Source organism: Pseudaminobacter soli (ex Li et al. 2025) (assembly GCF_003012705.1).
GTDB lineage: Bacteria > Pseudomonadota > Alphaproteobacteria > Rhizobiales > Rhizobiaceae > Pseudaminobacter > Pseudaminobacter soli.
Genome location: NZ_PXYL01000047.1, coordinates 1 through 5,125, shown reverse-complemented (window position 1 = coordinate 5,125; position 5,125 = coordinate 1). Strand labels below are relative to the sequence as shown.

The 5,125-nt window shown below is 60.0% G+C and carries 7 protein-coding genes; 6 read left to right on the top strand and 1 reads right to left on the bottom strand.

Annotation, left to right across the window (positions count from 1 at the left end):
- The first annotated feature begins 731 nt into the window (after positions 1 to 731).
- The 6 genes from C7I85_RS30080 to C7I85_RS30055 all read left to right on the top strand — a co-directional run bounded on the left by C7I85_RS30080 (position 732) and on the right by C7I85_RS30055 (position 4,662).
- The gene (locus tag C7I85_RS30080) at positions 732 to 1,406 is read left to right on the top strand and encodes an outer membrane protein (RefSeq protein ID WP_106727655.1); all 675 of its coding nucleotides are present in this window, start codon (positions 732 to 734) and stop codon (positions 1,404 to 1,406) included.
- Between the two features lie 540 nt (positions 1,407 to 1,946).
- Positions 1,947 to 2,093 (top strand): hypothetical protein, encoded by a 147-nt coding sequence (locus tag C7I85_RS31970; RefSeq protein ID WP_245445172.1) that lies wholly within the window; start codon positions 1,947 to 1,949, stop codon positions 2,091 to 2,093.
- Positions 2,090 to 2,296, top strand: a complete 207-nt coding sequence (locus C7I85_RS30070) for a hypothetical protein (RefSeq protein ID WP_106727654.1) — start codon at positions 2,090 to 2,092, stop codon at positions 2,294 to 2,296. The genes C7I85_RS31970 and C7I85_RS30070 overlap by 4 nt, the downstream gene beginning before the upstream one ends.
- 291 nt (positions 2,297 to 2,587) lie before the next feature.
- On the top strand, positions 2,588 to 3,118 hold the full coding sequence (locus C7I85_RS31310; protein WP_181257464.1) for a hypothetical protein: 531 nt from the start codon (positions 2,588 to 2,590) through the stop codon (positions 3,116 to 3,118).
- 835 nt (positions 3,119 to 3,953) lie between these two features.
- Positions 3,954 to 4,208, top strand: coding sequence for a helix-turn-helix domain-containing protein (locus tag C7I85_RS30060; RefSeq protein WP_106727653.1), 255 nt, complete (start codon positions 3,954 to 3,956; stop codon positions 4,206 to 4,208).
- Between the two features lie 184 nt (positions 4,209 to 4,392).
- A complete protein-coding gene (locus C7I85_RS30055; RefSeq protein ID WP_106727652.1) occupies positions 4,393 to 4,662 on the top strand; it encodes a TfoX/Sxy family DNA transformation protein in 270 nt (89 codons plus the stop codon).
- A gap of 207 nt (positions 4,663 to 4,869) precedes the next feature.
- On the opposite strand, the gene C7I85_RS31305 is transcribed toward C7I85_RS30055, so the two are convergent.
- The coding region (locus C7I85_RS31305) for a hypothetical protein (protein WP_106727651.1) at positions 4,870 to 5,125 on the bottom strand (256 nt) is incomplete at its 5' end.

Below are 5,125 nucleotides of genomic sequence, written 5' to 3'. Positions count from 1 at the left end.
ACGACAGATCATCCAGATAGACCCCGCCGACCTCGAAGCCGCCATCCAAAAAGATGGTGAGATATCGACGGGCGCAGATCCTACTAAACAGGGTTAGGCAGAAAGCCCGCCGCCTAGGGTGAGACGAGACGACGGGCCTTGTGGCATCCAGCGTACGTTGCGGAAGAGTGCTGAAGCCATGGCGGTAAACTCGCCGTGGCCACTGATGTTCCCGTCAAGGCAAAAAGCCCGCCGGCGTTTGGAAGTCGACGGGCTAGCGGCTGGCGGGGAGGAAATCATGTTGGCCGCCAGCGTGCAACATACTAGGCAACGAGGCCGCGATATTAAGGTTCCGCGCCGAGACCACCGAGCGCGAGCCGGCAAACGCAAAAACCCGCCCCGGCGAACCGAGGCGGGGTTGCGCCCCCAGACCATCGAAGCAGATTAGCGGCAGGCTAACCGGTGGTCATGTCGGGAAAAACGGCAGGCCTGAAATAGGAAAAGCCCACCCCGGCAAACCGGAGCAGGCTCTTTTCCTTTGGAGAAGGAAGTCCAATTCTGTCGGACTAGCGCAACTTACTCTCAACTGGATTGCCAGTCAGGTCAGGGAAAACAGTATCGCGCGGCTACTGACGATGTAGCCCGATTGCAACAGACGCACGCTACTTGTGCGTACTAGGCCACTGCCGGTTGCAATCAGGACCCACGGTGGATTAAGCCGGCTCGGCTAGGGCCAAAGGGGTAAGCATTTAATGAGAAATTTCATCATCGCGTCGGCACTGCTTGCAGCGAGCACTACAGGCGCCAAAGCTGCTGACGTTGTCGTTCAGGAACCAGTTGCCGCTTATAACTGGTCGGGCGTCTATGTCGGCGGCCAGGTCGGCTACGTGGCCGGTGGAAAGGTCAACCACGACTACGTTGTCAGTGATATGTATGACTATCGCCTGAGCCCGCGGGGTGCCTTCGGCGGCATTTTTGGCGGCTATAATTACCAGCTCGACGGCGGAGTCGTTGTTGGCATCGAGGGCGATGTTAATTGGGGTGATGTGAAGGCGACCGGTGAAACCGTAGGGGACCCGGATTTTGCAAGCACTACGAAGCTGGCTTGGAACGGATCCGGGCGCGTTCGGTTGGGTTATGCCTTCGACCGCGTCATGCCCTACGTAACGGGTGGCTTTGCGGTTGCGCGTCTTCGCTTTGAGGAGCGCGAGAACGGAAGTTTTTACGATGAGGCCGCCAAAAATCTCACTGGCTGGACGCTGGGTGCAGGCGCGGAATATGCCGTGACTGACAATTGGACGCTGCGGGGCGAGTATCGTTACACCCAGTATGGAAAGAAAGACTTCGTCGCCATGCCTCAGGACGAGAAATGGGAAACCAAAATTCGTACCCATGATCTTCGCTTAGGCGTCGCCTACAAGTTCTGATCTGCGCTACGCAGTGACTTTTGGCCCCGGCGCAAGCTGGGGCTTTTTTTTGAGGCGTGCGTCAGCGATGCCGTCGCTCAGTCTTCAACAGAAGTCCACACCTACCGTTAGGGAAAGCGGGTATTACGGGAATTCCTCGACCTCTACGGTTGATCGGAGCTCCTCCTCTTGCTTCGCTCAGAAGCGGCGGGGGCGAACGGAGGAATGGAATGTACCTGACGGAATACACGCGCAATGCCCACGCCGCCGACCGCGCCAGACGCAACATCCGGTACCGCGGAGCAACTCCCAAAGGCGATCCCATCTGGACCGATGCCGAGGATAAGCTTTGCAGGCAGTACGGCTCCGATTATGAGGCGGCGGCTGGTTCCAACAGCATCGCCAGATCAGTTGCGGGAGGCATTTCCGAACCGATCGCTCGGGCAAATCCTAGGGGTAAGCCGATATCACGGCATCCGCCGCAAACGTCGACCATTCGCGCGGACAGGCATCCCGCTGCTAGACGCCATACGGACCCGATGCTTCGACCTTGGCTACTCCATGGTCGATCTAGATGAACTGGCCAAGACCAAAACCTACTTTAGGAAGGCTGAGTGGTTTCCAACCGGCAAACCCAACTACCAGGCAGTAGCCCGCGCTGTTAAGGCGCTCGACGGCGAACTTACGATCCGCTGGGGGGAGGAATGAAGGTGGGGCGCGCGGCAATCGAGGCGGAAATCGAGCGGCTGCTTTGCATTCTCGACAGCATGGACGGAGACGCCGACCTCGAGCCTGAGGCAGTGGAAGAGCAACACGACGCCGAGGCCGAGCTGACTTGGAACAGTGGGTTAGCGCCGGAATGGTTTGTGATTGCCGAAAGGGCGAGGCAGAAGGCTCCGCAACGACCCTGACCCTGAGCATGTCATGAAACGCTAAGAGCCCGCCGCCTCGGATGAGACGACGGGCCGGTACACACAAAGTTGCGCTCTCGGATTAGGGATCGACATCAAGAGCAGCAGTTTGCGCCGAACACACCAGATCAGCCTGAGGTTTCGGCGGCGTCTAACTAATTAGTATCCCTGATAGTATCCCGGATAGCAGGCGCCATAGTAGCCGTAGGTATAGGGGTTGCAGTAGGAATACGGCACGCCAAAACCATACCAGCCCCAGCCAATGTCGCTATTGTCGAAGCCGCCGCCTCCTTGATTATTGAATTGATTATTGAAGCGGTTATTGAAGAAGTGCCGATTATGGTTGAAGCGGCCCTCATGGCGTTCACCGTGGTGGCCGTGGAAGCCACGGGACCCTTCGCCGTGGAAGCCTCCCATGCCACGGAAGCCGCCTTCTCCATGGAAGCCTCCCATTCCACCGAAGCCGCCACCAAACCCGTGATCGCCGCCAAAGCTGCCGCCGCCAAAGCCGTGACCACCGCCGCCGAAGCTGCCGCCGCCAAAGCCGCCGTGTCCACCGCCACCAAAGCCGCCACCGCCCCCGCCGAAGCCACCGCCGCCGCCAAAGCCGCCACCGCCGTGACCGCCTCCACCGCCGCCTCCTCCGCCGCCGCCGTGGCCGCCTCCGCCACCGCCACCGCCGTGGACAAACTGCAGGCCGCTTCCCACGCCGTCGGAGGGCTTGCGCACCAGAACGGCTGGCTCAAATTTGCCCTGGCAGGCAGCCGTGGCGCAGGACATACTCCACGTCTGACCGTCTGCTGCGGGCTTTGCGGAAGGTGAGCTGGAGATACTGCCTGCAAAAGCAGGAGTAGTGCCGATGAGCGCTCCAATGCCCAGCAATCCCGAACAAGCGAGTGTTGAGAGGTAGTGTCTCATTGTCTTCTCCAAGGGAAATTGTCCGTCGGGAGCTCTAGGCCTGGCGACGATCGTGGGGAGGACGGGCCTCTGCGCGATGATCGTGAGGGATGGCCCTCAATCGGACGTTGCAAGCGAACGCACCGCGAACAAGAAAGTTCCTCGGGACAGGAACACATTGGAGGTGTTGTCCTGCCCCGAAGAGGTGGACAGCACCCGCCAGTCATGTCGTGGAAAACGGAAGGCCTGAAAAGGTAAAACCCGCCCCGGCGAAGCGGGGCTCCCTGAGGCGCAGCCGGTTGAATAGGCGAAAGCCCGCCGCCTCCGGTGAGACGACGGGCTTATTTTATGCTGTGCCACCTACCCCTAGTTGGCGCACATTGATAACGGCGAGCCTGTCAATTGGTTCCGGTCTCCCTGATAGCAAGTCGGGGAAAACCCGGTTTCCAATACCACTTTCGGATAGCCACCCTATGCATAGATTGCTGCCGGAAGCTCAAATCCGCCAAAGGCGACTGGCGGCGCGAAGTTTGACTTGGGGCATGGGTACCGAGGCGGATTTCCTAGGCGCTAGCATCAACGGTGAAACCGAAGTCGGCGGCCCGATGCGACCTACATTCGGCCCGGCGAAAACTGGGGCCTTTTCTTTGGGCACGTCCGTCCCGGTCGTCTGACCAGGTTGCGGAAATCGTTGCGTGCCGCTACTTCCACCTTCGATGGGCGCCCTGCCTTAGGATAAGTGGCGGATCGAGGGAGAAGAATGACTACCAAGGCCAGTATCGGCGTAGTCTTTGCCACCAATCTCCGCGAGTTGCGCCGGGCGCGCGGCCTAACCCAGATTGAACTCGCACGGCTGTCGGGCTTAAGCCTCCGCTATATCGGCATTCTTGAGCGCCATGAGAAATCGCCTACAATCGACACCATAGAGGCAGTTGCCCAAGCATTGGCCGTGGAGCCGGTGCAGATGGTCGTTCCAGCCGGCGAGGAGAAGTGGAAGATCGAGCGGAGCGAGTAAGGCGGCGGACCGAAGTGCAAGCCTTCCTGGGCGCGATCGACCCCTCGTCCGTCACGATGCGGCGCCTCGATCTCGTCTCTTGGCGCGGTCCTTGGGCCGACCAGCTCCATGGTTCGCCTCTTGTGGTGAGCGACTGCGGCATGCGAGGCTCGAGTTCCTAGCGACAACCAACGTGCACAACCGAATGACGGACACAATTGAGGACTTACCCAACCTCGGTCCCTATATTGCGAAGCGCCTCGCAGAAATTGGGGTACGGAGTGCGGACGGACTGCGGGCCATGGGGGCCGTGGAAGCCTATGCGCGGCTCAAATTCCAGTTTGGCCGCGGAGTAACGCTGAATGCCCTTTGGGCGATGGACGCAGCTCTTTCCGGCATCGACTGGCGTCACCTAACGGACGAAAGGAAGCACAAGTTGAAAATGCTGCTTGCGGCACGGTCCTCGTCATCTTGATACGCAAAAAGAAGCCCGCCGCCTCGGGTGAGACGACGGGCTGAGAGAGAAAGGCACCTGTATGACGCGGGTGCCTTCATGGTGTTGCCATCATGGCAATACCTTCGGTACGATGTAGGTTCGGGCGTTGATCTCGTTCGGCGGGTGACAGCGCAGATGGATCATGATCGCTCCTTTCGTGCCCCCGGGAAGCCGCCCGGTGCGGGTTCAGTGTGGCGGCTGCGTCCTGAACCGGCGCGCCACCACTTCGAAGATGATGTCCGAGATCCACATCGCGCAGGTGCCGATCAGGAAAGCCGAGGCGAGAATGGCCTGGGCGTCCTCGGCAGGCAGTGACCAGCCGACAGCCTTGAGGTAATGGACCGTCGGCAGAGTCAGATAGGCGGCCGCCAGCGCCCCGCAGATGGGCGACAGGATCATCTCGCGCACCTTGAGCTTCTTGCGAGACAGCGCGCGCAGGACG